The following is a 26,634-nucleotide window of genomic DNA, read 5'->3' as shown; positions in this document are numbered from 1 at the left end:
TGTCAGGCACTTTTTAATTGAACTTGATAAGTTTTCAGTCAGGTATTCCGTGAATCTAGTGTGTATAAGTCCCATCACCTTTTGTTGATGATGTTACCCCTCCTCCTTCCCCCATAATCAAGGAGCTAAAAACACACCAAGAATTTGTCGATTTTACTTCTAAACAACCATTCTTATAAAAGTTTCAAAAATGGGTTGAAAAAACACATGACTTTATCCCTACAAAGAAACGCTGATTCTACCTGTCCAAAATGAAAATTTTCATAAACAACGCATTAAATGAGCACTCATTTTTACAGAATCCTAATATTTTACTTTTACAGAAAATTCGACTTATTCAGTTAATAACGGAATTTTGTTACTATTAATCTGCAAGATTCATTACATATTGGTTTAGTCGCCTATCACTATGATTCTTGTCAAAACGTTCTAGCGGGGAGGAACGCGTTCTTTGAAATTCGTTTAGTGGTGTAAGTATCGACACAAAAAAAGAGGAGAGGATGTTGGAAATGAAAGTAGGAAAGATTCTAGGGAGCGTTGTCTTAAGTACTTTATTAATTGCACCTGCTTACACAAGTCCTGTGGATGCGGTTGAAAACTCTGAAAAGGTTCGTGTTCTCATTTCTTCAACAAATAATAAGGCAGTAGACCATGCAAAGCAGAATTACGGTGTTCGCTGGAGTTTCGACCAAAGTGGTTTCTCTACTGATGTGACTCAAGCACAGTTCAATGCACTCCAAAAGAATAAAAACTTGTCAGTCAAGCTTGTCGAGGAGGTTTCGCTGGCTGCCAAGCCGGGTGGAACAGCAGTAGCTGCACCGAGCGATCAAACACCATGGGGAATGGAAGCTATCTATGAGGATCCTACTATTACTGCAACATCCGGAGGCAGCGGAATTAAAGTTGCCGTACTTGATACCGGGGCGAATACCAATCACTCTGACCTCACGAATAACGTTGAACAATGTAATGACTTCTCACAGAGAAAATCCAATCTTGTTACAAACTTTTGTGAAGATAAAAACGGACATGGTACACACGTAGCCGGAACGGTGCTTGCAGATGGCGGAGCCGGTGATGGGATTTACGGTGTAGCACCGGATGCAAAGCTTTGGGCATATAAAGTGCTGAACGATCGTGGTTCGGGCTACTCGGATGACATCGCAGCAGCGATTCGTTATGCCGCAGACGAAGCAGATCGGTTAAATGTAAAAACAGTGATTTCCATGTCACTAGGCTCAAGTTCCGAAAGTCCACTTATAACGGATGCAGTTAATTACGCTTATAATAAAGGTGTATTAGTCGTAGCGGCAGCAGGTAACTCAGGTCCAAGTGCAAACACCATAGGTTATCCTGGAGCACTGGTAAATGCTGTAGCAGTAGCCGCACTTGAAGATGTTCAGCAAAATGGAACGTATCGTGTAGCTGACTTCTCTTCAAGAGGAAACCCAAATACGGATGGAGACTATGTCATCGGGGTGCGTGATGTCGAGGTTTCTGCCCCAGGTCGAGCAATCGAATCTACATGGTATGATGGAACTTACCATACAATCAGTGGAACGTCCATGGCTACCCCGCATGTCTCAGGGTTAGCAGCAAAAATTTGGGCCGCAAACCCTAACCTATCTGCAGCCCAGCTTCGTGCCGAAATCCAAAATCGCGCTAAGAGCAATGATATCCTGGGCGGTTCCGGTGCTGCAGCTGGTGATGACTATGCCTCAGGATTTGGTTTCCCGACAGTGAACTGATTTTCAGCTGATTGAAACCATAATGTACATTACAATAAACAATATGGGGACTTCCTTTATTTCAGGAAGTCCCTATTTTATTTTTCCATCCAAAAGATGATTCCGCCTTACTAAAGCAAAAGAAGATGCCCCTAAAAAATAGGCATCTTCTTTACTAAAACTACCTTAATCCATACGCCTTGATGATTTCTTGAGTGATCTTATTTCCTTCATCATCCCAAGCACTTGCCTTCAATGAAACAGAGGTTGCGTTTTTAGGGTTTTGAATCATTGCGTTGAACGTATCCCCCTCTTGGTTAAGCTTTACTTTCTTCCAGGTCTTCCCTTCGTTGAACGATACCTCCAGGGTTGCACCATCTACATTTCCGTAGCCTGCAGCACCTTCGACCTTACCTACAGATAGCTCAAGGGTGGTCGGACGATTGGCGAGGGCTTCACCATTGACATCTGTATCCACTTGGTAATCAAGTATCAGGAACGGGAGGTCTTCCATCCAGTTTTCTGTTTTTTCCGTCCAGAAGGTCCATTCCGTATGTGTGCGTGTGGATGTATTCCAGCGATTTTCATCACGTTTGGCGTCTGTGATGAATCGGTATTGGGTACGTTCTTGTGGTAGGATGTCCCATACATTCAACGACTGTCCCTTTCCTTCTTTCAGTAACGTATCCCCTTTATATAACTGAGAGGTCTGGTTTTGGAAAGATACATCCCATTCTGTCCCGCCTGTGTTCCCTTTTCCGGCATCAGCCCATGCAGGGACATTGATTTGGAGGGAATCCCCCTGTCTTCTCGGTGGCCAGTAACCATCTCCGAGACTTGGACGGACTACAGGTGAGAACCAGTTCTCTGTCATTTTTTCCCCTCCATCATAGAACTTCAGCGGTTGACGGATCTGCCATCCCTCATCCAGTACGTTGGCCTGGTGATACCAGCCTGTGTCTTCTGTTGCGGAAACATATTCTGTACGGGCACTAGGGAGTGAAACCTTTTGCAGGAAACCTACCGCTCCCATTGTATGTGGACGAAGGTCAAACCGGAATTCTCCTCCATCGGTTTCGATATGTGAATTGTAGCGGGTATCGATTTTCGCTAAATCCTTCCCTTTTGGTGCATAGGTCAAGTCTTTAGGAATGGATCCTTCATGGACATCCATCAAATCATATACGTATGGAGAATCGACGGTTCCTTCCACCTTCAACTTCACATTACCTGAACGTACCGCCTTGACAAGCTTGTCACCTTCACTCTTACTGATGGCAGCAACGGCCAGGGGATTGTCCGTATACTCCGGAGTCCCAGCGTACTGGCTGAATTCTTTATCTTCATTGTTCACGATGATGACAAGCTTCGCTCCTGCAGCTGCAGCATTGGTAGCTTGCTGGGACACGCTCACTTCAGCGTTTCGATCCACTACGACAGCCTTCCCTTTTGCCTTCAATCGATCAAAGTCTGCAGTACTTCCTTTTCCGGCATACACGGTAGTCAGATTGTATTTCCCATCCAATAACGTGCTTCCTGCCAATGGGATATCATCCAATTCTCTTCCGTTAAAATTGATCGTCAATAGTGGCTTGGTCAGTCGCCAGCGAGTCAGCTGCTCGAAGTATCCACTTTTCACTTCCTTGGTCGGAACGGCGTATAGTTTATCGATCCAAACCGGCATTAAATAAAGGCTCGTCATCGGCATGTCACCGATGGTTTGATGGTATTCCAGTCGTTTATAGTTGGCTTCTGCTTTCTTCGGTACCTCCACCTTGATTTCTTTCGCTTTTCGTGCATCTAGCTCAACGGTTTTTGGTCCGTCCAGCTTCACTTCCGGATTCCCCACCAATGCTACACCTGCATGATCCGTTTCTGTATCGACATCCATGAGTGACATGGCGGAATACGTTCCTGGCGGCAGGCGAAGCTCAAGTGTCCCATCGACACCCACTACTTCAGGCTCCATTTTTTCACTGAATAATACAACATATGCCTGTCCTTTTGATCCGTCACGGTCAGTTGCGTTCAAGGTCAGCGGGTAACGCTCTTCTTCCTTGACCATGGCCATGGTCGTGCGTACGAGTTCTGTTCCGTCCTTTTTGGCTGTAAGGAAACCTTGATAGCGCGATCCGGTTTCACCAAGAGTTGAATCCAAGGTAACATTTACATCCACAGTACCTCCTGCAGGAATTGTTACCGTGCTTTCAGAAACTCTCAGCATACCCTCAGGTGCTTCTTCACCCTCAGCAATTGTAAAATTACTGTCCAGTTCTAAAGTGATATCTTGATCACTATCGTTGAAGTAAGTGACAACTTCTTCAACAGGAGCAACTTGATCATGAGGCCATTTAAAGAATCCGAATGAGACCGATCCTGTTGCTCTAACCTGTGAATCCAGGGCAGCAGCTACGTCCACCCGTCCTGTTCCGACATGGTATGGCTGGTAACCATCAAGCTTCTTTGTCGTATTCATCAGAACTTGTTTTAATGTAGTGCCATCCCATTCAGGATGCTTTTCGGCTAAAATGGCAGCTGCACCCGCCACATGAGGTGTCGCCATTGATGTACCATTTAAACTTTTGTAATCTCCGGTCCCACTGGAGTATTGAGAACGAGCCGCCACGATTCCCACACCTGGAGCTGAAAGATCCGGTTTAAGTCCCATATCCCCATAGCGCGGACCTTTGGAAGAGAAATACGCCAGTTCATCCTCTTTATCCACTGCTCCAACCGTCAAGGCTGAATCTGCTGCACCTGGTGAACCGATTGTACCTTCCCCGCCTCTGTTACCCGCAGCAATGACGAATAAGGTTCCATTCTCATCTGTCAATCGATTTACTGCTTCTGCCATTGGGTCTGTCCCATCACTTGGCATATCGCTTCCAAGACTCATATTGACGATTTTGGCATTTTCTGAGGCCCATTCCATTCCGTCGATAATCCAGGAATCCTGCCCGTATCCTTGATCACTCAATACCTTTCCAACTAGTAATCGGGCATCGGGAGCAACACCTTTATGCTTGCCGTCACCTGCTCCAGTCCCAAGTACTGTCGAGGCCACATGGGTACCGTGACCATGAATATCCGTCACTTCTTCACCAGGGACAAAACTGACGGCTTCATCAATTTGACCTTCGATATCAGGGTGACCGGAGTCAATCCCGGTATCCAGGACCGCCACTTTGACGCCTTCCCCCGTATACCCTTGCTCCCATGCTTCATCTGCACCGATTTGAGGCACACTTTGATCGAGGGCAGCTTCAACACGGCCATCCAGCCAGATTTTGTCAACACCGTGCTCGAATTGAGACACCTGATTCGTATCCCCACTTTGAATCGTCACATCATTCCAGAAAGCTTCCGCCTGCTTTTTCTCTGCGGAAAGGGCAGCTCCGTGGATACTTTCAAGATCCCGTACTTTCTTCGAACCTTTTGGTTCTGCATGAATCGATTTCGCTTTCGTTTCCTTATACTCCACGATGACGGGTACCGAATCTGTATTTTTGTCATCATAGCCATATTCGATTAATTTCGTAATGTTAAAAAGATCTTCATCCAGCTTACCGGCTGCCATATAAGGCATCGCAGAATTCGGGAAGACGAAGGTTTCATCCTTTATCGTCATCACCCTGACTCCATCACCGTTTTTATCTGCCGGCTCGACATTGATGATCTGTTTTCCATTGTTGAGCGTAGATACCTTTACAACATCACCTGTGATCAGGGTGACGGTACGCTCTCCCTGGATTGAGGCTTTCACGTCAACTGATGACGGATCCTCCTTGACTCCATTGGCAGGTACACCTTCCGCACCCGCTTGAAGCATGGATCCTGAAATCATCGTCGCCGCGATGGAACCGACGAGAAGGGGCTTCACATTAAGCTTTTTCATGAACATTCTCCTTTTCTATTAAGTTGATAGGATGATCAATGGAAGATGGTATGTAGCAGCACAGACTGCTCGATCAACACCTCCTGTAAAAGGCATTCTGAGTCGTTCTATTGATGAAGGGGTACTCTCTGGAAGTTTAAAAGATTATGTGGTTACTTGAATTGTAAGGCTCTGCACTTCCCCTTCTCAATGGGGGTTATATGATAGGAAAGGAGTCCCTGTAAAGGTGGAGGAAAAGAGGAGACGTGAAATAAACATGTACCATTGGACACAGTTCGGATGTATACAGTAAATGATCAACCACGTAAACATTGATAATCCCTTTCGAGCCCCTGTCAAATTTCATAAAAAAATATCCACGAAAAGAATATTATCTTCTCATGGACAAATTAAAGAAAACCGGCATAATCGATCACATTAACCCTTTCAGAGTGAAAAGTAATCAGATCGATAGGCAGCCATTATTTCTGTACACTCAGATGCATTTCTTTTATCAATTTTTATTCCTTTCCCAAATAGTTCGAATCGCACGGGACATAGGATCCCATTTAACCTATGATGACTGTCACAGTTTTACTATGATAACCCCAACGATAATCAATGCAATCGATCCTATTTTCCCTTTACTTATCTCTTCTTGAAAAAACAGAACCCCGATCAATGTGGTTGAAGCGATGGTCACACCTGACCAAATCGCATAGGCAATGCTTATATCCATGTATCGAACACTCAAAGTCAAGAAATATAAACAGCCCCCGTAAAGAAGGAATGAGGCGATACTTGCCATCCTTTTCTGAAAACCTTTCGACAATTTAACGGATGTATTACCCGCCACTGCAAAGAACAGACTGATGAGGAGAAATACACTTCCCATTTATGCTTTCAACTCCTTCTTTTGTGCAGGCAGGTTCAGCCCAATGACTCCTGCCATGATGCATAAGAGACCGAATAGTTTAAGGGCTGAAAGAGATTCTTGAAAGAGGATTAGTCCCATGACCGATACTAATACCGTCCCTCCTCCTGCCCATAGTGCATTGACAATCCCGATCTCATGCTCCTTCGTTAGCCATATATAGCTCCCAAGTGCTACACTATAGGAACATAATACAATGATCGTAGGAACGGGCTCACTAAACCCATCGGAAAGCTTCATAAATGAGGCTCCGATTACCTCGAGAATAATCGCTGCACTTAACAAAATATAATATTTCAACAGAAATAACCCTCCTTGAATTGGATGTGATTACGATGAACCTTCAACGATTAGAATATTTCATGGCGGTAGCCAGGGAGAAAAGCCTATCAAAGGCTGCCCATGCCCTATTCGTGTCCCAGCCCGCCTTAAGCAAACAAATGAAGAAGCTTGAAGACATGCTGGGCTTTCCCCTCTTCATCCGTTCAGCCAGTGGAATGACCCTGACCAATAAGGGCAAAGAACTTCAAGAGGAGCTTGACCCGATTCTTGGTCAGCTGCACCTGATTATGGAGAAATACACCACCACTAATGTCGTTCGCATGGGAAGTGACCCTTTTCTGGCTTCTTATTTCTTTCCGGACTATATTGAAGGGATCGATCCCTTTCAAATTCATTTGACCATGATACGGGATGACACAATTGACCTTCTTCCCTTATTAGAAAAAGGCGATATTGATGCGGCCATCATTCAGGACCACCCTGAACATAAAGGATGCTTCAGCACCCATTTATTCACGGATGAATTCTATGCAGCCGTACCCGTCACCCATCCGCTTGCCATACGTGAAACCATTGAGATACAGGACTGTTTCCCTTATACACAATTACTGCCTGACGCGACGACCCCTCTCAGTAAGAAAATAAGGTCATTGATGGCGCAGCATGAAGTCACTCCTCCTGCTATTAAAGAGCTTCCCTACCATGCACTCATCGGTTATGTCGCACAGAACCGGGGAGTATCTTACCTTCCGTCCATCATGGTCGAGAAAGTGGATTACAAAGGAGTCGCATTCATTCCCTTGAAAGGCACCCCCTTGAAGAGGGAGATGTATTTATTCACCCTGGACCAACGTACCCTTGACGTTTTGAAGGAAGGTTTCCATAAGTAAAGTGTAAAGGGCGATGTCGTTCCTGCATATGACCAAAAGGGAATGAAGGTATAACCAAACGTTATATCTTCATCCAAAAAAACCGCCCCGGATACTCCGGAGCAGCTTCTCCACCCTACCATCAAACCCTATGCACGAAATCAAATGGTTCTTTTCCTTCAAATGTATGAACTATTTCGTCATGAGCCTCCCGTTTATCATGTCCCACCGTTTCCAATACCCGGGTTGCCCCGATCAGCATCAGCTTTGCAGACAGGATCGTCAACGTAAAGAACACTACCGGAATAAAGGAAATCCATGGATAAGTGGTCCATAGATATTGCCACCACCCACCAAGAAGACCCGACCATTCGTAAGAAAGTGACACAAGTACCGCGTTTTGAAAAATGTCCTCATCAAGCACCGCGCCACCAATAAAAATCTTCAATACCCCAAGATGGGCAATCAACAGCATAATAATCATGAATTCCCGGATCGATACAAGAAGGATTTGGGGCAGAATGAAAGGCCTAATATGATTCAGAATATAATGGCGCTTTGTAGCCCCCAACACTTTAGAGCTGTCGATGAATTCTTCTTTCATGATCTTGTCAAATTCGTTTGAAAACAACAGGGTCAGACTCGGAATCGAGATGACGATGAGAATGACCAGGTAAAAAATCGTTTTATCCGAAAAGTCATAAGGGAAATGATCAGGATTGTATAATGGCCCCTCGAGCAGCATCCAATTCAATAATAAGAACGATAGTAAAGTGGGAGGAAAATAATTGGCAGCATCCACGATGTTATCGATGATTTTTCTGAACGGCTTAAAATAAAAATGAACCACCAGTCCAAGGACAACGGAAGGCAGCACCCTGCATAACATGATGACAAGGGCAGCGCCTATCGTATATTTCGCCCCAACAATAATGAGAAGAAGGACATTCCGGTTAAAATTATCCGTACCAAGCGGTGGATACTCTAAAGGGGAGTATGGAGGCTTTAGAAAGTCCCCCCCTTCATTTTTCAAAAGGTCGAGCTTCGGCACTTCATTTCCCCATCCCGCGTAATAAATCACACTTACTGCAAACATACCGAACAGGAAAAGAAACCCTATAAAAAAAGCCGGATCTTTCATTAATTTCTTCAGCATCATATGACCACCTTCTGTCCGGTTTTTTTAACAATGAGCAGCCGGATCAAGATGAGGAGAAGGAATACCGGCAGATAGAACATAATCAGACTGAAACAAATCACATCCATTTGGGAAAACGACAGGATGAAATGAGTGATCCCGTAAATATTGAACAATCTCTCAAAAACGATGAGAGATGACAGGAGAAAAAGAATGATGGACTTAGAGTGATTCAACAGGCTGAACGTGATGTTCCTGAGAATATGGGTAAAGAAAATGAAATGCTTGGACATTCCCCTGCTCTTGATCAGGTCAACATACGGCTTGCCATATTCATCATTCACCAGCAGATAGGTAATCCTGAACAACATGATCGTCGGTAAGATGGACAATGTCAGGACCGGGATCAGGTACACCTTTTCCTGTGATCCGACGATGGGAAACAATAAAACCCCCGTCTTTTTCAGGACAAAAATGACGGTGTATTGAATGACGATCAAGATAAAGATATCGGGTGTGGATTCAAGCAGATTGGTGGCCCGGATCATAAACTTCGACCAGGCGGCGGGCAATAAATGTGTGAGGTATGCAAGAAGGATGCCCAGGACAACAGACAAGAGAAAGGCAGAAATAAAAATCAAAACGGAGTAAAAATACGGTTCCCAGAAAGCAGGGAACATCGGATACGAGTTATTCACTTCATTCGTGATGGTCATCTCATTGGAATGAAGCAGTGAGCTTGAAATATTCACAAGGTTCATAAGATAATGTTTGAAGCTGAGGTTCACTCCCTCATTAAACAGACCGACGAGACCTGTCAAAAGGATGATGCCAATCAGTACGAAGACAAATTTTAGAACCATGGAACCGATAGATTTGAGATACATAGATTGATCCTCCGAAAAGTACATGCTTCTTAAAGATTACCATAATAATCCAATATATCCCATATAAAAAAGTGGAACCCTAAGGATTCCACTCTTAACCTATGTGACAATGCATCTCTCCCATTTATGCCACCGATTCAATGTCTTTCTTGCCTATAATGGTTTTTTTCTTCGTAAATCGTTCGACCAGCACGGCTACTGCGTTGTCTCCTGTTGCATTCAGTAACGTAGCCGGAATATCGATAATGGTTGAGATCACTGCCAATAACGGAAGCACTTCAGGCGTCAGTCCGTAGGCTGCGATGATGAACATTTCACCAATCAGTCCTCCTCCAGGGATCCCCCCCATGACGATTGCGGTGATAACCGCGACCAATACCGCTATAAGGTACGTATCCAACCCTTCAAACGGAATGCCCAGAACGCCAAACGCAAAGACGATTTTCAAGATGGCCCCCATAGCCGAGCCGTCCTTATGAATGGACGCTCCGATAGGAATGACCGTTTCTCGTACGGCACTGGATACCCCCATCTTTCTCGTTGCATCCAGATTGGCAGGAATCGTTGCCACCGAGCTTTGTGTTCCGATTGCCGTTGCCGCAGGTAAGAGGTTATGCTTCCAAAAGCCTCTCACCCCTGTCTTTCCTCCTGCCACAAAGGCATAGAAGGAGAACACCACTACAAAATAAATCACCGCTATCACCAAATACAAAAGAAAAGAACGTAAATATGAAGATAGTAAACTTGCCCCGAACGTTCCTACTAATGTAGCAAAATAGGCCGCCAGTCCGATTGGGGCATAATACATGATATATGATACCAGCTTCATGCTCACATCGGCCCCGGCCTGTAGGATTTTTTTCAATGGCTCCGCTTTTTCCCCCAGTCGATTGGTGGCAAATCCGAGTGCCACTGAAAAGAGGATAAGGGGCAGCATATGCTCCCGTGTAAATAATTCAATGAAATTGTCCACCGTAAAGGTTTGGACGATTTGGTCCCCCAATTGGATGTCTTCTGTTTCAACTGACTGATCCAGACTGATGGTAATGCCTTCTGTCGGGGAAAACACCTTCACTCCCACAATCATCATCACAGACGAGATGATTGTGGTGATCAGGAAAATAACCAGCATGCTCCTCATGATTTTCTTAAATTGACCTTTCGATTCCAGATTGGCAATCGCCGATGAGATTGAAAAGAAAACCAGGGGCACCACGATCGTAAAGAGGAGATTCAGGAAGATATCCCCCAGGGATTTCAACATTTCCGCTTTCTCTCCCATGGTCAGTCCGATGATGGATCCCAAGATAATGGATGCGAGTAGTGTGATGGCTAATCCGTACGTTTTAAATATGTTTTTCATGTTGGTTTCTCCTCTTCATTATGATTGTAAGGTGGATCATTCTTTACCGGTCATTCCGAACTAAATCTGCATACGATTCACGTTCGATCACGACCCGTGATTCCCCATCCTTCACAAACACAACAGCCGGTCTTGGAATCCGGTTATAATTACTTGCCATGGAATACCCGTACGCTCCCGTACTGAACACAGCCAGAATATCACCGTAATTCGTCGGCGGCAGCATCAGGTCCCAGATCAGCATGTCACCGGATTCGCAACATTTCCCGGCAATGCTCACAAGCTCCGTGCATTCCTCATGGGGACGATTGGCAAGCACCGCATGGTATTTCGCCTGATAGAGGGCCGGGCGGATATTGTCAGTCATCCCTCCGTCGATCGCGACGTACGTGCGCACATCGGGAATGATTTTCTTCGATCCCACTTTGTATAAGGTCGTCCCGGCTTCCGCCACCATGCTTCGGCCCGGCTCCACCCATACTTCAGGGAGGGGATATTCATTCTTGGCAAAATAGGTCTTCACACTATCGGTAATCCCCTTCACATACGTTGGTATCGGGAGAGGCCGGTCTTCTTCCGTGTACCGGACACCGAATCCTCCGCCGATATTCAGTACCGGCATCGTCACATTAAATTCGATCCGGATCCGTTGCAGGAAATCAGCCAGTACTTGAATCGCCTGATCAAACCCTTCCCGTTCGAAAATCTGGGATCCAATATGAGAATGCAGACCGAGTAAGGAGAAGTATGGCTTGCGGAGAGCTAACTGAATCGCCGTATTCGCTTGTCCGTTGGAAATGCTGAATCCGAATTTCGAATCCTCCTGACCCGTCGTGATGTACTCATGTGTGTGTGCTTCCACACCCGGCGTGACCCTGATCAGAATCTGAACCTCTTGCTCACGCTCCTTGGCCAGGTCATGCAGCAGTTCAAGCTCCAGGAAACTATCGACGACAAAGCAGCCGATTTCGGCCTCAAGAGCCATGAGGAGCTCTTCTTCCGACTTGTTGTTCCCATGGAAATGAATGCGGTCTGCAGGAAATCCTGCTTCCAATGCCGTATACAATTCCCCGCCGGACACGACGTCCAGAGAGAGGTTTTCCTGCTCTGCAAGCCTCACCATCTCTTTGCAAAGAAACGCTTTACTCGCGTAAGCCAACTGATATTTCAATCCACTTTCATTGAACGCATCCCGGAATAATTTCGCGTTCCCGCGGATCATCCCTTCATCATATACCATCAACGGCGTGCCATATCTTTCGACCAAATCACCTGTCCCCATCCCACCGATTGTTAAATCTCCTTGAACATTCACATCAACTGTACTCATATCCTAAACTCCTTTTGACTCTCTCCAAAAAAACACACAAAAAAACCGTATGAAGCGATGCTCATACGGTTTATCATCAAAAGTTTTGGAAACATAATGAAGACTATGTATTAACATCTCTTCAATAGTTCTCCACAACTTTTTCATTGTGACAGTCCAACATTTATTCAATGCTGGCCCAACAAAAAATAGAATTGGCTATTTTCTGCTTCGGCGATCTGCCTTTCCCAACTTATCACGGAATCCATTATTCTCAAAGATGGTACTCATCATACTCGCGCCTCTATTATCAGAGAGTGACGTATTATTTTGTTTGCATTACTATACCATTCTCTTAAATTGGTTGTCAATTGAATTTTGGGTAGGCGATAGTACAAATCCCTGGAATGGGGCTCAGGGATTTCTTAAACCATTTTATTTCAGGTTGATAGTAAATGGTTTCATTTTAACCGGCCTATCATTCATGCTTAAAGTCTCAAATGGGACGATCAGTGAGTAGTCCTCAAGGTTTGTATCCTGCGGCAATGCAAAAGTGGATTGAAAACGGAGGGTATCCTTATCCACTGTTTTCGTTGTAGCACTTCTGACCATATGATTCAACATCTCATTATAATCAAGTTCTTCCAATGCATTTCGCTTAATATTTTTTGTAGGGATCACCTGAACGAATTGTGCAAAATTGGCTAAAATGTCATTTCGGAATTGTTTTTCTTTGATGTGATCGATGGTGAAGTCCACGGTCACCTTCCCTTTTGCGTTTTGGATATCTTGTATCGTGATCTGATAACCAAAACGAGGGCTCTTCACCTCGAATGGAGGTGAATCCTTTAATGAAGTAATGCCGTCTTCATCTACCCGCTTCATATCAGCTTGGACTTTCAGCGACTGTGCATCATCACTGAGTTTACTAGTGAACAGCTCCCTGACAGTCTTTTGATAATCACCGTCAATTTCTTTGATATCCAGTGTCTCTGCACTAGACTTCGACAGACGGTTCCCTAAGTCATCAAACACAATCAGATTTAACGTATCCTTCCGAGACTCCACCGAATATGTATACTCCAGTGTAGTCGTAGCTTTTCCTTTAGTAATGGATGTCACTAGCAGCTCAATTTCCCCATCCTGCGATTCTGTCCTTGCATCTGTTTGGATTGTTTCAGACGGAATCCTCTTGACCTGTACATCAAAAGTCCAGATCCCGCTTACATCTGCCATGTGGGTGAAAGTTAACGGAAGGGTGAAGTTTTCCGGCGGTTCTTTCCCGTCCCGGTAGAATTCGATCGAGCCAATGAACTCATCCCCATCCTTTTTAAGACCCGAGCTTCCGGATCCCCATTGATTCTGATCTTTAGCGTCGAAGAGATGATAGCTGTAGCCGCCCACCGGACGATTCCCTTCGTCCATATGTTCGATGGAAAGGTCATCACCCTTCGCCTTGAAGGTGACCCCGATGATGTTCCCGTCATAATATGTGCTGGTGATTGTTACATCGACGCCGTTGGAAGTGGCGGCCTGATTAATTTCCGTCACTTTATCGCTTGAATAGAGTTCCTTCCCGACCTTGGTCCCGACTTTCTCATAAATCCCACCTAGTACAGGCAGTTTGGCAAGTGCGTTGTTCACAGGTGGGAATAGGAAGCCCGATATGAGAACCATGGAGGCAGCAGCGGTGGTAAAGGCGGCACTTACCTTGACCGTTTTTTTCCGGACCTTTTGTTTTCTACCTTTTTGGATTCCTGATGAAATCGCCTTAAAAACCTCTTCTTTTGGCACCTCGATGCTGTTCATTTCATGCTCAAACCATTTTCTGTCCATACTGATTCACTCCTTCCAACAGCTTTCTTAATTCTAACTTTGCACGGTGAAGATACGTCTTGACCGTCCCTTCAGGCGTATCCATCGTCTCTGCGATCGTCTTGATCGACTGTCCCTGAAAGTAAAATAATATAATGACTGTTTGATAGTGTGGATTCAAGGATGCCATGGCCGTGATCAAATCGATCCGTCCCTCCACATCCTTGTCTTCTGTAATGAGGGCATTGTCGAGAAAATCATCCCCCGTCAGGACGAGTCTGTTTTGTTTTTTCAGATAGCTGTATGACGTATGGATCAGGATTTTAATCAGCCACGTACTGAAATACTCCGGGTTCTTCAACCGGGATATCGAGGTGAATGCCTTGCAAACCGTCTCCTGCACAACGTCCAGCGCATCTTCTTTATTTCTCACATATAGGAATGCCGTCCGGTACAGCTTTTCACTTTCTGAGTGGATCAGCCTTTCAAATGCCTGTTCATTCCCTTTAATTGCTTTTTTCACAATTTTTACATCCATTGATTAACCTCCTGTCATTCATTAGAGTCGGGTGGGTTGGGAAAAGTTTCAAGGAATTTTTTTATGGGGTGTCGTGCAATGTAGACTGAGGTTGTTTACCATTTATTTCAAAAAGACGCCTTAACTATGAAAAACGACGCAATAAATTTGAAATCGACGCAATTCACCTCGAAAATGACGCAATCATGGACGACTTCGACGCAATTAAGTAGCATGGATGGGATCATACGCCCCCAAGATTGAATGAAAATGAGCCAAAAGCCAAAGAAAGATTGAAAAAACCTTTTTTATCTTCCATCGTAAGGCTTTTCACTTAAAAAAGAAGCTTATCCCCATCGATAAGCTTCAATCTGCCCGTCCCGTATAAATCATCACAAAATGCAGGACCGCTTCAGTTGATCCCATATTGATATAGCTGTGGCCTTTATCTGCATGGAACTTGATCGAATCATACTGACCTAGCTCGAATTCGTCATCCTGAACCTTCACACGCACTCTTCCTTCCATGACGGTGACAAATTCAATCACCCCCGCCTGGTGGGCATCGGCACGGTATTCACTTTCCGGTTTCAGGAAGGCCCTGTGGGTTTCCAATGAGCTATAGCCAGAGGAAGTAAACATCGGTTCCAGGGTCAAGGACTCATTGGCACTGATCACTTTGCTTCCTTCGTTTTTCCTGGAAATCTGAACTTCCTGTTTTTCCACGAGAAGGGCAGAAATCGGGATCTCAAGTCCGTTCGCGATTTTCCAGATGATCGTCAAAGATGGATTCGCCTCTCCCCTTTCGATCTTACCCAATGTCAATGTACTCACATCGGTCATGGCCGCAAGCTCCTGCAGGTTAAGGCCTCGTTCATGTCGTATATGTCTCAGTGTCATTCCGACGTGCCGGGCCAATTTTTCCGGGTCCTGCCACGTCAAACCGTCATTGCTCATATTTCTACCTCTTTCTTTAATCAATGTTTTGAAGTATATTATAATATATATAAAATAAACTATAGTATATGTATCAGAAAGGAGTGTTCATCATCAAGGAACTGACCCTGGGTACCATTTCATCTATGTTCTTTGCCGTCACCTTCATTCTGAACCGGTCCATGGAACTTGCTGGTGGAAGCTGGATGTGGAGTTCGTCCCTTCGCTTCCTGTTCATGCTTCCTTTCCTTTTCCTTATTGTAGGTTTAAGGAAGAATGTAAATCAAGTCTGGATTGAATTGAAGAAGAAACCATTTGAATGGCTGGTATGGAGTTTTGTCGGGTTTGTACTCTTTTACGGCCCTCTCACTTATGCGGCAGCGTATGGACCGGGCTGGCTCGTCGCGGGTACGTGGCAATTTACCATCGTCGCTGGCATCTTGCTCGCTCCCTTGTTTTATACTTCGGGGCCGGTCAGACGCAGGCACTCCATTCAAAAAAGAGCTCTCGCCATCTCATCGATCATTTTAGCTGGGGTCCTGTTCATTCAACAGGAAAATGCCAGTGGTTTGTCCTTTTCTGCAATGGCCGTTGGAATCTTACCGGTGATCCTTGCAGCTTTTGCGTATCCTCTCGGGAACCGGAAAATGATGGAGGTATGCGGCGGGAAGCTTGATACCTTTCAACGGGTGCTGGGGATGACGATGGCGAGCACTCCCTTCTGGCTGATCCTTTCGTGCTATGCGTTTGTTAAGGTGGGGGCACCCAGCACGGGTCAAGTGACGCAATCCTTTATCGTCGCCATTTGCTCAGGGGTGATTGCGACCTCCCTCTTTTTCCTTGCGACAAATTTGGCGAGGCATCATCCCGGGAAGCTTGCCGCAGTGGAAGCGACCCAGTCCACCCAGATCCTGTTCGTCATCATGGGAGAAGCAGCAATCCTGTCCGTTCCCTTTCCGTCAGGATTCGCCCTGATCGGCATCCTCCTGATCATCGCAGGCATGATCATCCACACCGTGAACGTAAAAAAAATGAATGCCGGTACGATTAAGCCGGTGAAATCAGCAAGCTAAAAAGGAGGAGCACCCTGGGGTGCCCCTCCTTCCGTTTTATTTAAAAACCTTTCTTCTCATCCACTGAGTTGCAGCCCATTTATCCCCGATGACAACCGGTGCCCCGCCATGAAGCGTCAAGTCGTTCAGCTCCTGATTATCATAGAAATATTCGAAGTAGACGGCCATCCCCTTTTGCGGAGAAACAGAGAAATTCAATTTCGTGAAGTACGTTTCCCCGCCTTCTTCCACGTCATTCAGGTACATGACAAGGGTGCTGATTCTCGGATTCTTCACCGGCCGCGATGACGCCGAGAAGAAATCGAAGTGGGCCTTGTACTCCTGACCAGGTTTATAGTTAAGGATTTGAAGACCTTCCCCGTGCTCGACGGGTATATTCATAATTTGAGAGACTCGTTTTTCGACACGCGTCACGACATCGTGACTCTCTTCCAGAAACACAGAGCTGCTTGTTCTCAGTCCGTCCACTGTCCGGGTGTTCCCGATTTTCGAGCGCTCGACCCGGTCCTTTGACAGCTGGATGAGTTCATCACACTCTTCATGACTTAACACATTTCCCAAAACGACGATCAGTGGTTCTTCCATTTTTGCGATGATGTGAATTTCCCTGTCTTCCGTCTTGATCTTATTCCCCGTATGGTGAAAAATCGTTTGTTCCTTTACAGCTATTTCAGTAGTATCCATTGCCAACTTTCATCAACCTCTTATCATATTTTTAACATTCTGAATTTTTATGTTAGTGGAAGCATTCTTGTATTCTTCCAATCTGGAAAAACGATCGCAACAATAGGCATAACTGTAGATTGTATTTGGCTGTTTCCTCCTGCATGTGTATTTTCATATATTTTACACCCGGTATGAGGGGAAATCTATCTTTTTTTTTGATAAAAAATAAGGGAGATGATGGGATTGAGGTTGATTGGAGGATTGGCGTGGGCGCGGGAGCTTCACAGAAAAGACACGGATTGGTTTTATGCGTCGTTTTTGAGATTTATTCGTCGATTATTCCCATTTATGCGTCCAATTTCGAATTTATGCGTCGTTTTAAAATTTTATGCGTCGAGTCTCCCCTTTTTTGCTTCAAACTCATAAAAAAAGACTGCCGAATCAAGTTCGGCAGCCGATCACATTTTATTTCTTCAACCCTTCATACTGCACCAATACTTCCTTCGTAATCTCACTATCTTCATCCAGTCCGCTCACTTCTTTCAACACATGAGCCGGACCGTGACCTTTGATCATACCTTGTATTTCCATCGCTTGTTCATCCTCAGGATTGTCAAACAATAGGGCTGCAGCAATCGCTTTGGCAAGATAGGAATAAGAAAGTCCCGCTTTTTGAGCCTCGGTCGTCGGTCGGATCAAGCGGTCATCTGGTCCCAGCTTGCGGATCGGCGCCCGTCCCACACGACTGACATCATCGTTCAGGTAAGCATTTTTGAAGCGTTCGATGTTCTTATCAATATAAGCAAGATGCTCTTTTTCATCAAGCCCGTATTGTTTTACTAGATAAGCACCTGTTTCTTTCAATGTCTCCTTGACCTGCTCGGCAATGGCTTCATCGGCCAATGTCTGATCGATCGTTGACTTGCCTTGCAGGTAACCAAGGTACGCAATGACTGCATGACCTGTATTAACTGTGAATAACTTACGCTCGATGAATGGAGCAAGGTCCTCTACAATCGTCATCCCTTCAACAGGCGGGATCGTTTCTTTTGTTTCAACCACCCATTCGTAATAAGGTTCAACGAGTACATCTAGTGAACTCTGATCTTGCATCGGTACAATGCGGTCGACGGCTGAATTGAAGAAGTAGACTTTCCCTTCAAGCATCGCAATCGTTTTTTTATCAAGATTTTCTATAATATGATTCTTTAAAATATCAGTGGCACCGATCTGATTTTCACATGCAATCACATATAACGGCTCATCTGAAGACGCCAAACGCTTGGCAATTCCTTTAGCGATCAGAGGTGCGATTCTTGGAAGGATATTCGGTCCGATCGCCGTCGTCAGGTAGGTTGACCTGCCGATCGTGTCGATGACTTCCCCTTCTTGATGAAGGTTGTTCAGACCGGAAACATTCTCGATCGTTTCCTTTTCCTTCGTTTCCGTTGCAAGCTTCACCTGGTAGCGTCCTTCTTCATTCAGCTTGTTGATCACCTGCTCGGCGATGTCCACAAAGGTCACGTGATAATCTGATTGGGAAAACAATGCCCCGATAAACCCTCTGCCTATGTTTCCTGCTCCAAAATGTATGGTTTGTTTCAACATCATCATTCCTTTATCAAATTAGTTTGTAAGTAGTCCAGAAAGATATCTTCTAATTTTTTCAAGATGATCGCTTCGTTCGTGGACGAATAAATCATCATGCTTATTTGATCTTCGATTAAGCTTGTACTGATCAGGCTGAGGATTTCCTGTTCCCGCCTGCTCAACTCTTCCGGTGCAAGCATGAGTAGGAGGCTTTTCAACTCCATTTCCACACCATCCATCCCCTTGATGCTGCAAGGTTCATCCAGATGGGCCACCTGGAAGATCAACTTCTTCACGTTATGATCCCGGCAATGGAAGAGACCCATATTTGTTTTCGGAATCCCGAGTCCTCCTTTTCTCTCCCTTTCCATCAGCTGGTGCATGACCACATGGGGCTGCTGAAGAAGTTCGTCCCGTTCCGCTTGTTCCACCATTTCATTCAGGATCCTTAGATGACTTCCCGCAGACTGCTTCCGGTACACGCGGAAATTGGTGAGTATGGCTTCCATGCTGGAGTGTACATCCTTGATTTCCTTGAGGAGCATCCTGACTTCGGTTTTCTCACCCGATCGCGGCGCTTCCTTCAAGTATTTCTTTCTTGTCAGCTTTTCTACGTTATTCTGCAGATAGCTTTGGATGAATCCGATGTCCTTTTCGCTCAATAACGGGCTTACCAGGATATACTCCACTTCCGTAAAGGGAAGCCTGACCGTGGAAATAACGATATCGTAGTCATCAAGATTTGCCGTCTGAAAATCCTTGATCGACAGGATTTCCACCTTATTGATCATCGTCAGTTCCCGCTGAATGCGGCTGGCGAGCATCTTGGAGGTCCCGATCCCCGTCGGACATACGACCACTGCTTGGATGTTCACCTTCTCTTCATTCATCAACATGGCCGAGCCGAAATGGAGAACGATGAATGCCACCTCATCATCGGGAAAGGATATATCCTTGAATTCTGTTTCAAGACTCTTTTTTACCGCTAAAAATAATACGGGATACTTCTTCTTGATTTCATCCGTCAATGGGTTGAAAAGATCCAGCTCATGCTGCAGGCGGAAGATGGACGGTCCCATATGGGCAAGCAGGCCCTGAAAAAGGGAAAAGTCATCAGACAGTTCCACGTGGAGATCCGCCGATACATCCTTTATGACGTTCTTGATGAGATGACCAAGAAGGATGCTGTCATAATAAACAACATCGGGATCCTGCACTTTGGACCCTTTTAATATGACCGTTAAAAATTGAACGTCCTGGTTGGTCAACGGAATTGAAAGTGTTTCTTTCAGTTCCCTGCATATCGTGTCCATCAGAAGATATTCAGTGGAATCAGGATCCTCAGATGGCTCATATTTTTGTAATCCAAAGCCCATTTCGGTTCGCTGGATCGTCAGGCAAATATAGACAACGAGGCCGATATAATCACTGTCCGTCAAGGTAATCTGTTCCTCGGCCAGATGGTGATTCACCACCCCGTCGACAGCGAGTAAATAGTCCGGCTTGAAATACCCCAGCACCGGTTCATTGAGGTTATTCCCCTTTTGCATTCCGTACAAGGTCTCGATGATGTCTTCATAAAAATAGACGAGGAAGAAGCTTGCCAAGGCATGACGTTTTTCGGCTTCATCTGCAGTAAGCTCTACCCCCACCCCTCGTTTCCTTGTAAGGGTGATACCGTATTTTTGCAGCCAATCGACGAGCTCATCTAGATACGAAGTGAGGGTCGTTATGCTGATCCCCAACTGCTGTGCAAGTACCTGTTTTTTAAAAGAAGGTCCTTCTTGGAGAAGGATGATCAGTAAATTAAGCTTTCGCTCTTCTGGTGTTTCATCGGTCGGATTCACTTCTGCAAGATTCTGGATCAAGCGATAGATGTGTTCATTCTTCCCGTCGATGAACAGTCCTTCATTGGCCGTCCGCTTCAGCTCTAAATGATACTGTTTTAAAATGTTTTCGATGGATTTCAAGTTGCGCTGAACGGTTCTCCCGCTCACATTCAGGAAGGCAGAAAGAGAGTACACGGTATGTTTTCCCGATGTTTTTACGATCAATTCAATTATGGATTTTTCCCTTGATGTAATAAACATGCTTTCCCCTCTTTCCCTGAATTAGCTTTTATCAATACAAATGAGAACAGAAAGGCAGGGATCCCACCTTTCTGAATAACATTTTTAGTTGCTGTTAATGATGTCTTTCAGTTCTTTGGCTGACTTGGCCTGAACCATTCTGTCGACGTTCTCCTGCTCGGAGCAGACAACTGCGATGCCAGATAGGATTTCCAAATGTGTGCCGTCCTTGCCGGCGATACCGAAGATCATCTTCGCCTTCTCACCGTTGAAGTCCACGCCGTTAGGCACCTGAACGACGGTGAAGCCGGATTTGATGACAGCTTTCTTCGCATCTTCCGTACCGTGTGGAATGGCTACATTATTACCCATATAGGTAGATGTGATTCCTTCTCTGTCAATCATAGCATCTACATAGCTTTCTTCTACATATCCTGCTTTGACGAGAGCTTCTCCTGCGAACCGGATCGCCTCTTCTTTTGTGGCAAAAGACTGATTCATGAAGATGTTCTTTTCAAGCAGTAGGTCATCATCGCGATCTGCATTCGGCTCAGCGTTTACCGCTTCTTCCTCTGCATCCTCCACAAACTCTGCCTGCTCATCCGTGATCCCGTCCTGAAGACTTGCGATCAGCTTGTCATATTCCGGACTGGATAAGAAATTATCCACAGAAATGTGATACGCATTCGGAAGCTTATTTTTCGCACGCGGCGTCAGTTCTTCCTGTGTGATGACGACTTGAGCGTCAGATGGAAGGTTACTGATGGACGTGTTCGTCACGCTGACATCCAGACTTGCCGCCTTCACTTTCTTGCGGAGGAGTGAAGCCCCCATGGCACTAGAGCCCATGCCTGCATCACAGGCAAAGACGATCTTGTTTACTTCTTCAGGCATTGTTCCTTGGCTCACTTGGCCTGCTACAGAACTCTTCTTGCCTTTCATTTCCTGCATTTTCTTTGTTGCACCTTCGATGTCTTCATCAGTCGTTTTACTTGATTTCAACACGATGGCAGACACGATGAAGGATACAACTGCTGCCACAAGGACGGCTGCGAAGTTCGCCAGATACGCCATTCCTTCTGGAGGGGTAACCGCGGTAATCGCGAGGATACTTCCAGGTGATGCCGGTGATACCAGACCTCCACCTAATAAAACAAGGGTGAATACTCCGCTCATTCCACCGAGGATGACGGAAACGAACAGCATCGGTTTCATTAATACGTACGGGAAGTAAATCTCATGAATCCCACCGAAAAAGTGAATGATTCCTGCTCCTGGAGCGGATTGCTTCGCTGTTCCTTTTCCAAAGAACATGAACGCCAGCAGAATTCCAAGACCTGGTCCCGGGTTTGCTTCTAATAGGAAAAGAATTGATTTTCCACCCTGTTGAACTTGCTCCAATCCGATTGGTGATAGTACACCATGATTGATGGCATTATTTAAGAATAGGATCTTTGCAGGTTCAATCAGGATACTTGTTAAAGGAAGCAGTCCTGCTGCTACGAGCCAGTCAACACCTGCGACAAGTAGATTCGTAAATGCATCCACGGCTGGTCCGACACCAAGGAATGCAAGGATCGCAAGGATTCCTCCAAGGATACCCGCTGAGAAGTTATTCACCAGCATTTCAAACCCCGCTCTGATTTTCCCTTCGATTGCCCCATCGAACTTTTTGATCACGTAAGCCCCTAGAGGCCCCATGACCATGGCACCTAAGAACATCGGTGTATCCGGTGCACCGACAATGACACCCATTGTCGCGATTGCACCCACGACCCCACCTCGCTGGTCATGTACGAGCTTACCTCCTGTATACCCGATCAAGAGCGGTAACAGGTACGTAACCATTGGCCCTACAAGTTTGGCAAGGCTTTCATTTGGAAAGAACCCAGTTGGTATGAACAACGCTGTAATTAAACCCCAAGCGATAAATGCGCCAATATTAGGCAGAACCATTGAACTGAGGAAGTTACCAAACTTTTGTACCGCGACTTTCATATTTGATTGAGCCACTTCTCTCATCCTTTCATGATTGAATAATAATTTCTCTTATATTCATCATAGGCTCTAGATGGCGACGGTTTCAACAACGATGAAAACTAACTTTGTCACCCTTGTAACGACAAACCTATTGTTTCTCTTGTAGGGGAGGTTATTCTTACATAAGAGGGACGGACCTCCTGCTTTTAGAGCAGGAGGTCCGTCCCTCTTCTATATTTCTAATCCAGCTTCACATTCACCCGGTCGTCTACATACTTCGTTGTACTGTAGCCCTCGATTTCAAGCTTGGTCGGTGTTATATCTTCCTGAGAAGAATCGTTATAAAATTCGATTGTTTGGACGGTTTCAAAGTAGCGGGGTTGATCTAATGAATCATACTCATAGATATCAACCTCTTGCACCGTACCATTTTTATCCATTAATACACCATCTGAATCACTGACTCCCATCGAGATGTTGTCCATCCTCAAATGATCGCTGGAAAAGCCATAGTTCACCCTTTCATAGGCACGGTCCTTCGATACATCGTGCGTCAGAATCACCTTTGCCGGATTTCCGGCCCTGATTTCATCAATGGAAACGGTGTTTCCGAGATATTCAAAGGTCTGCGGCATATCCTTGGCAGCATCGAGGTCGATCGTTTTTCCCTCGTCTACGGATAAATGGATGGAACCAAATTGAATGTTCACCTCTTTCGGATTTTCAAAATACAGGGTATTGAAGCTGGATGCAAACGAATTCCATCCGTCCTGATCGAAGGATTCCACAAACATATTGTTTCCAAAGAGATCTGCCTCCACCTTCTTCTTATCCGTTTCAAGAGCATGAAAGGTCATGACATCAATCCGTCTGTCCCTGCCTTGATTCTGAAAGCTGTACTGCAGGAGGGTCGTGGTCGGAGCGATCGTCAGCTTATCCAGACGGACCGGAATTCCTTCTATGTCGATTTCTTTATTCAACTCATGGACCCGGGATGATTGCTTTGTAAACGGAATGTCAAAGCTCCAATCCCCTTCGGCAAATCTCACTTCCCCACGGTACCCCCCTTCCTTTTTAGGGTCCTGAACGATTTGCATGAGCCTTGCCACATTCAATTTAATGGTTCCTTTATCCACCGAAACCGGCAGGAGACTCAAGGTGCCCCTATACACATTTTTCTCTTCATTTTGTATTTCATCCTGATCGACAGGAGGAGAGTAAAACATGTTTTGCACATCACGCATCATGACGTCATATTCATTCTCGATATGGACGCCTTCATGAGCATTCATCATATATCGATTTTCTTCCTTGGTATCCTCTATTTCATAAAAGACAAGGGTCTGTACATCATCTGCGACGACACTCTTGATGGTGATTTTCACCCCATTGCTTTCCGCTTCAAGATTCAGACGTTCCCCAAGGTCATGCTGGAGAATGGCACGCAATTGTTCATCCTCTTCCGTCCATGCATAGTAGAGATTGGAGAATCCACCTGTCACGAATCCTATAGAAATGAGCATTGCGAAAACACCTGCGAAGGCAATCCCGATTGACTTCCGCTTCTTTTTCTTCCGCTGCCTATGTACTTCTCTTTCCTCCACCTTACTCTTGACCTTCTCCATGAATCCAGCAGGGATTTCCACGGAATCTGCCATTCCTGTCAAGGCAAGCACCACTTCCTGAAAAGTGCCCAAATCCTCCTGACAGCCCTGACAATGGTAAATATGCATCTCAAGCTCTACCTTTTCCGGCCGATCCATCGTCCTTCCCAGGTAATCAAGATAATGCCTATGAAATTCCGGACAGCCCCCGTAAGAACCTTGGACCAACCCTTCCCTAAGCTTCCGCACGCCAGAGAAAACACAGGATTTAACCTTCTCTACTGAAATATCAAGAATATGACCAACCTCTTCAAAAGTGCATTCATTGAAATACGTTAAAGCAATTGCCTCTTTCTCCTGATCCTCCAATTGGTTTAAAGCTTGAAAGAGCATTTGATCCGGGTTCTGACTCTCTATAGCTTGGAAATTCTTATCTTTAGAAAGCACCCGACCTTTTTGTATAAAATAAGAAACTGCCCGTAGGTCGAATGAAGCCCCTTTTTTAAATTGGTGTAATTCATTATGTATGATCATGATCGAACGATAAAATATCTCTTCCAGATCCTCTTGCTCCCTTACATACATCCGTCCCAGGGCATATAAAGACTGTTTATGCTGCACAAACCAATTCATGACCGATTCCAAGTCCTTTTCCCTCATCCCGCTGGGCAAAAAGGGAGCTGTTTGCGGTGTGACCATATGTGTATCCCCCTCTAAATACGAAATATTACAAAAATAAAACAATTAATTTCATTTTACCATATTTAGGGTGCGTATTTCGGGCAAAAAAAACGGTAGACCGAATCACGGACAAGTTGGTCTGCCCTTACTCTTTCATAAATATTTTATTTCTCCAGCTAGTCTATAAAAGCTGTTCTTCTTATATATCTGCTTTTACTCTTCGATCAGACCTTCTGAGAATTGAGTTCCAAAGGCTTTTATGTATTTCATTTTTCATTTGAATGGTGTAGGAAATTGTAAGTAGGAATATGAAAGCAGTATGAGGTCCGTCCCTCATTTTTTCTTAAAATTCTGGAAAATACCATAAATACAATTGACTAACTTATTCCATTTTTAATATAATTTTTTTACTGAAGAGTCATTTATTAGTTTATGAAGAGGCTGGAGGATGTAGATGAAAATAAAAGACAAGTTGATGGATTACTTTCGCTTTCAGCAGGGTGAAATCATCGGTGAATGGTTGGAGCTAAGGGAAGTCGATAAATTTTCCATCTTTAATGTGAATGCGCCAAAGGCAATTGAAGAAAAGCTTAGGGAGGAATCAGGAAGCTTTATACTCTATATAACCGAGGCGTTGGTCGATAAAGAAAAGAAACTCTCCAACGAGCTTCTTGAGTGGTCCAATCTCATTGCCAAAGAGCGTGTGAATGACGGGACGAGTATTGATAAGGTGCTTGAACAATTTCACCGTTTCAGGAAAGTTTATTTTCAATTTATGAAAACTTGGCTGATGGAAAATGAAGATCTTCTGCTGGAAGACCGCTATGCCATGATCGAAAACTATCATTCCATCTTTGATGAAGTCATAAAAACCTTTGTTATGTCCTACAAGACTCATTATGAAAGCAGACTCAAGGACCAAATGGGGCTCATTAATGAATTGAGCTCACCCATTATTCCGTTATCCGAAACAATCGCGATACTCCCACTAGTTGGGGATATTGATACAACGAGGGCAAAGTATATCATGGAGCATGCACTAGAGAAGTGCGTGGAAAAGGAAATCAAGCATTTAGTGGTGGACCTTTCAGCCGTGCCTGTCATCGACACCATGGTCGCCCAGAAAATTTTTGAACTTATGAACACCCTGACATTGGTGGGGGTCGATCCCGTCATCACGGGAATCAGGCCAGCCATCGCACAAACCGCCGTTCAACTCGGCATCCCCCTCGGATCTTTGCATATTCACTCTACGTTAATCCATGCATTGAAGAGCCTGGGATACAGCATCAACCCCAGTCGATCATAATAGAAAAGGTC

Annotated in this window: 19 protein-coding genes and 1 riboswitch; of the genes, 4 read left to right on the top strand and 15 right to left on the bottom strand. The window is 45.0% G+C overall.

Annotated elements, in window-relative coordinates; translation table 11 throughout:
• Positions 1 to 509: 509 nt before the first annotated feature.
• Positions 510 to 1,748 carry a S8 family peptidase gene (locus TV75_RS11875; RefSeq protein WP_044339012.1) on the top strand — a complete coding sequence of 413 codons (1,239 nt, stop codon included), beginning with the start codon at positions 510 to 512 and terminating at the stop codon, positions 1,746 to 1,748.
• A gap of 160 nt (positions 1,749 to 1,908) precedes the next feature.
• Here TV75_RS11875 and TV75_RS11870 read toward each other — a convergent pair whose 3' ends face one another.
• From TV75_RS11870 to TV75_RS11860, 3 genes are all read right to left on the bottom strand, one after another.
• Positions 1,909 to 5,622 (bottom strand): S8 family peptidase, encoded by a 3,714-nt coding sequence (locus TV75_RS11870; RefSeq protein WP_052504543.1) that lies wholly within the window; start codon positions 5,620 to 5,622, stop codon positions 1,909 to 1,911.
• A gap of 565 nt (positions 5,623 to 6,187) precedes the next feature.
• On the bottom strand, positions 6,188 to 6,496 hold the full coding sequence (locus tag TV75_RS11865) for a DMT family transporter (protein WP_044338926.1): 309 nt from the start codon (positions 6,494 to 6,496) through the stop codon (positions 6,188 to 6,190).
• Positions 6,497 to 6,835 carry a DMT family transporter gene (locus TV75_RS11860; protein WP_052504542.1) on the bottom strand — a complete coding sequence of 113 codons (339 nt, stop codon included), beginning with the start codon at positions 6,833 to 6,835 and terminating at the stop codon, positions 6,497 to 6,499.
• 35 nt (positions 6,836 to 6,870) lie between these two features.
• Between TV75_RS11860 and TV75_RS11855 the strand changes: the two genes are divergently transcribed.
• The gene (locus TV75_RS11855) at positions 6,871 to 7,707 is read left to right on the top strand and encodes a LysR family transcriptional regulator (RefSeq protein WP_044338925.1); all 837 of its coding nucleotides are present in this window, start codon (positions 6,871 to 6,873) and stop codon (positions 7,705 to 7,707) included.
• 121 nt (positions 7,708 to 7,828) lie between these two features.
• On the opposite strand, the gene TV75_RS11850 is transcribed toward TV75_RS11855, so the two are convergent.
• The 7 genes from TV75_RS11850 to TV75_RS11820 all read right to left on the bottom strand — a co-directional run bounded on the left by TV75_RS11850 (position 7,829) and on the right by TV75_RS11820 (position 15,672).
• Positions 7,829 to 8,842 carry an ABC transporter permease subunit gene (locus TV75_RS11850; RefSeq protein ID WP_052504541.1) on the bottom strand — a complete coding sequence of 338 codons (1,014 nt, stop codon included), beginning with the start codon at positions 8,840 to 8,842 and terminating at the stop codon, positions 7,829 to 7,831.
• Entirely contained in the window at positions 8,842 to 9,711 is an 870-nt protein-coding gene (locus TV75_RS11845) for an ABC transporter permease subunit (RefSeq protein ID WP_253275516.1), read from the bottom strand. Before TV75_RS11845 ends, TV75_RS11850 begins: the two co-directional genes overlap by 1 nt.
• A 124-nt stretch (positions 9,712 to 9,835) precedes the next feature.
• A complete protein-coding gene (locus TV75_RS11840; RefSeq protein ID WP_044338923.1) occupies positions 9,836 to 11,074 on the bottom strand; it encodes a dicarboxylate/amino acid:cation symporter in 1,239 nt (412 codons plus the stop codon).
• A 43-nt stretch (positions 11,075 to 11,117) separates the two neighbouring features.
• The gene (gene lysA / locus TV75_RS11835) at positions 11,118 to 12,404 is read right to left on the bottom strand and encodes a diaminopimelate decarboxylase (protein WP_044338922.1); all 1,287 of its coding nucleotides are present in this window, start codon (positions 12,402 to 12,404) and stop codon (positions 11,118 to 11,120) included.
• A gap of 117 nt (positions 12,405 to 12,521) precedes the next feature.
• A riboswitch (Lysine riboswitch) is annotated at positions 12,522 to 12,698 on the bottom strand.
• Between the two features lie 120 nt (positions 12,699 to 12,818).
• Positions 12,819 to 14,219, bottom strand: coding sequence for a DUF4179 domain-containing protein (locus TV75_RS11830; RefSeq protein WP_044338921.1), 1,401 nt, complete (start codon positions 14,217 to 14,219; stop codon positions 12,819 to 12,821).
• Entirely contained in the window at positions 14,200 to 14,736 is a 537-nt protein-coding gene (locus TV75_RS11825; RefSeq protein WP_156142409.1) for a sigma-70 family RNA polymerase sigma factor, read from the bottom strand. Before TV75_RS11825 ends, TV75_RS11830 begins: the two co-directional genes overlap by 20 nt.
• Positions 14,737 to 15,081: 345 nt before the next feature.
• Positions 15,082 to 15,672 carry a helix-turn-helix domain-containing protein gene (locus TV75_RS11820; protein WP_044338920.1) on the bottom strand — a complete coding sequence of 197 codons (591 nt, stop codon included), beginning with the start codon at positions 15,670 to 15,672 and terminating at the stop codon, positions 15,082 to 15,084.
• A 92-nt stretch (positions 15,673 to 15,764) separates the two neighbouring features.
• On the opposite strand from TV75_RS11820, the gene TV75_RS11815 reads away from it, so the two are divergent.
• Positions 15,765 to 16,724, top strand: a complete 960-nt coding sequence (locus tag TV75_RS11815; protein WP_044339008.1) for a DMT family transporter — start codon at positions 15,765 to 15,767, stop codon at positions 16,722 to 16,724.
• 36 nt (positions 16,725 to 16,760) lie between these two features.
• Here TV75_RS11815 and TV75_RS11810 read toward each other — a convergent pair whose 3' ends face one another.
• From TV75_RS11810 to TV75_RS11790, 5 genes are all read right to left on the bottom strand, one after another.
• Positions 16,761 to 17,408: a 2OG-Fe(II) oxygenase gene (locus tag TV75_RS11810; RefSeq protein WP_082051268.1), complete on the bottom strand. Its 648-nt coding sequence runs from the start codon at positions 17,406 to 17,408 to the stop codon at positions 16,761 to 16,763.
• 447 nt (positions 17,409 to 17,855) lie between these two features.
• Positions 17,856 to 18,995, bottom strand: a complete 1,140-nt coding sequence (locus tag TV75_RS11805) for a mannitol-1-phosphate 5-dehydrogenase (protein ID WP_044339007.1) — start codon at positions 18,993 to 18,995, stop codon at positions 17,856 to 17,858.
• Between the two features lie 5 nt (positions 18,996 to 19,000).
• Positions 19,001 to 21,070, bottom strand: a complete 2,070-nt coding sequence (locus TV75_RS11800; protein ID WP_044338918.1) for a BglG family transcription antiterminator — start codon at positions 21,068 to 21,070, stop codon at positions 19,001 to 19,003.
• An 84-nt stretch (positions 21,071 to 21,154) separates the two neighbouring features.
• On the bottom strand, positions 21,155 to 23,062 hold the full coding sequence (locus TV75_RS11795) for a PTS mannitol transporter subunit IICBA (protein WP_044338917.1): 1,908 nt from the start codon (positions 23,060 to 23,062) through the stop codon (positions 21,155 to 21,157).
• A gap of 206 nt (positions 23,063 to 23,268) precedes the next feature.
• Positions 23,269 to 25,332 (bottom strand): DUF4179 domain-containing protein, encoded by a 2,064-nt coding sequence (locus TV75_RS11790; protein WP_044338916.1) that lies wholly within the window; start codon positions 25,330 to 25,332, stop codon positions 23,269 to 23,271.
• 436 nt (positions 25,333 to 25,768) lie between these two features.
• Between TV75_RS11790 and TV75_RS11785 the strand changes: the two genes are divergently transcribed.
• Complete coding sequence (locus TV75_RS11785; protein WP_044338915.1) at positions 25,769 to 26,623, top strand: STAS domain-containing protein; 855 nt, start codon at positions 25,769 to 25,771, stop codon at positions 26,621 to 26,623.
• Positions 26,624 to 26,634: the final 11 nt, after the last annotated feature.

This window comes from Rossellomorea aquimaris, assembly GCF_000935355.1.
Classification (GTDB): Bacteria; Bacillota; Bacilli; order Bacillales; family Bacillaceae_B; genus Rossellomorea; species Rossellomorea aquimaris_B.
Note: the sequence above shows the minus strand (reverse complement) of the source record. Positions and strands in the feature narration are given on the sequence as shown.

Coding starts and splice junctions, on each gene's coding strand:
- lysA (WP_044338922.1), bottom strand. CDS start 12,404: ATGAGTACAGTTGATGTGAATGTTCAAGGAGATTTAACAATCGGTGGG.
- TV75_RS11810 (WP_082051268.1), bottom strand. CDS start 17,408: ATGGATACTACTGAAATAGCTGTAAAGGAACAAACGATTTTTCACCAT.
- TV75_RS11825 (WP_156142409.1), bottom strand. CDS start 14,736: ATGGATGTAAAAATTGTGAAAAAAGCAATTAAAGGGAATGAACAGGCA.
- TV75_RS11850 (WP_052504541.1), bottom strand. CDS start 8,842: ATGCTGAAGAAATTAATGAAAGATCCGGCTTTTTTTATAGGGTTTCTT.
- TV75_RS11875 (WP_044339012.1), top strand. CDS start 510: ATGAAAGTAGGAAAGATTCTAGGGAGCGTTGTCTTAAGTACTTTATTA.
- TV75_RS11855 (WP_044338925.1), top strand. CDS start 6,871: ATGAACCTTCAACGATTAGAATATTTCATGGCGGTAGCCAGGGAGAAA.
- TV75_RS11830 (WP_044338921.1), bottom strand. CDS start 14,219: ATGGACAGAAAATGGTTTGAGCATGAAATGAACAGCATCGAGGTGCCA.
- TV75_RS11870 (WP_052504543.1), bottom strand. CDS start 5,622: ATGAAAAAGCTTAATGTGAAGCCCCTTCTCGTCGGTTCCATCGCGGCG.
- TV75_RS11785 (WP_044338915.1), top strand. CDS start 25,769: ATGAAAATAAAAGACAAGTTGATGGATTACTTTCGCTTTCAGCAGGGT.
- TV75_RS11820 (WP_044338920.1), bottom strand. CDS start 15,672: ATGAGCAATGACGGTTTGACGTGGCAGGACCCGGAAAAATTGGCCCGG.
- TV75_RS11800 (WP_044338918.1), bottom strand. CDS start 21,070: ATGTTTATTACATCAAGGGAAAAATCCATAATTGAATTGATCGTAAAA.
- TV75_RS11865 (WP_044338926.1), bottom strand. CDS start 6,496: ATGGGAAGTGTATTTCTCCTCATCAGTCTGTTCTTTGCAGTGGCGGGT.
- TV75_RS11845 (WP_253275516.1), bottom strand. CDS start 9,711: ATGTATCTCAAATCTATCGGTTCCATGGTTCTAAAATTTGTCTTCGTA.
- TV75_RS11790 (WP_044338916.1), bottom strand. CDS start 25,332: ATGGTCACACCGCAAACAGCTCCCTTTTTGCCCAGCGGGATGAGGGAA.
- TV75_RS11840 (WP_044338923.1), bottom strand. CDS start 11,074: ATGAAAAACATATTTAAAACGTACGGATTAGCCATCACACTACTCGCA.